Origin of the sequence: Haloflavibacter putidus, from assembly GCF_006546625.1 — a bacterium.
GTDB lineage: Bacteria > Bacteroidota > Bacteroidia > Flavobacteriales > Flavobacteriaceae > Mesonia > Mesonia putida.
The window spans coordinates 1-1,386 of the sequence record NZ_VIAR01000028.1 but is presented as its reverse complement, the minus strand read 5'-3'; the positions used below and the strand labels follow the sequence as shown (position 1 = coordinate 1,386).

The 1,386-nt window shown below is 38.4% G+C and carries 2 protein-coding genes; both read right to left on the bottom strand.

The genetic code is table 11. From position 1 onward, the window contains the following. Positions 1-782: immune inhibitor A domain-containing protein (locus FKR84_RS13200; RefSeq protein ID WP_233357781.1), on the bottom strand; the 782-nt coding region annotated here is incomplete at its 3' end. A gap of 124 nt (positions 783-906) precedes the next feature. After that, a partial coding sequence (locus FKR84_RS13195; protein ID WP_141422784.1) for an OmpA family protein occupies positions 907-1,386 on the bottom strand: 480 nt, incomplete at its 5' end.

Genomic DNA, 1,386 nt, shown 5'->3' with positions numbered 1-1,386 from the left:
AAACCGGTTATGGTCTCACCAATAGTTCCATCTGTATCTTGTACGGCATTACCTTCTGTTTCAGGATTAAAACCAGCAGGACCGTAAAGAATTTCCCACTCGGTTTCGGAACCACCAGAAGTCCAGCTTATATCAGCTGCGTTAGCGGTGATTTGATCTATTACAATTTCAGAAGGCTTAGGACAAGTGATTTCTAAAATTTCTACATTATCTAAATACCAACCTTCTCTCTGCACAATACTATCAGAAGTTAAGCGAAAACGCACTACTACTGTAGCGGTATTGTATGCAGACAGATCAAAAGTTTCACGTTTCCACCAGGTGTTAATAGGTATGTCTGTTCCTAATGTACCCCATTGCGAATAAGAATCTTCGTTAAAGGTACCCGGATCTATCGTTATACCATTTCCTAAATAATCGGCATCTGTAAAAGGAGTAAAAGTGGCGCCACCATCGGTAGAAATTTCTACAATAGCTTCGTCATAGCCTCCTTCCAATTTTGCAATATGCCAAAAAGATAGTTGCGGATTGTTTGCCGCTGAAAGATCGATAGGGTTTGTCTGGTACAAAATATTGTCACTATTTGCGCCGTACTCATTTTTTACGGACTGTGTACCATTCTGAAAAAGGTTAGTGTTAATTTGCCAATCTACCACATTAGCGGCACCATTAGAAAATTGCCCCAAACCTGTCTCAAAATCCTCCGAAAAGAGTTGCGCCTGCCCTTGCCAAGACAAGAAAAAAACACAACCCAATAAAAGGATAAAAGTATTTTTTTTCATAAGTATAAATTTTAGTAGGGTTTAATAACTTAAATATAGATATAATTTTAATGATTGGGTATCCTATAATTATATTAATATAAAAAGGTTTCAAATATTTGAAACCTTTTTATACATACCTATTTTATTTTTCTTTCTTTATCTTAAATGAAGATCTCCTATTCTCTTGGTATTCTTCTTCTGTGCAGTTGTCACATTCTACTTTTGGTTTAGACTCGCCAAAGGCTTCCCAGTTTATCCTGGTCTTGTCTATACCTTGCGATATCACATAATCTACCGTGCTCTTGGCTCGACGCTCTGAGAGTTGCTGGTTATAATTTTGTGGCCCGCGCTTATCTGTATGCGCTTCTACCTTGATTTTCATCTCCGGGTGCTTCTTCATTATAGATACTAATTTATCTAACTCAAAAGCGGCTTGTTTACGGATATCAGCTTTATCAAAGTCAAAGTATATTGGCTCTAGTACAATCTCTTCTTCTTGGATCATCTTCTCGATTGGCTCCAACTCGATTGTAACTCTGGCCTGGCCTTCTTCTTTTTCTACCGGCGCGCCGTTGCTTTCATACTCATCAGCGTTTACTTGCAGCATATAGCCTTTCTTCCC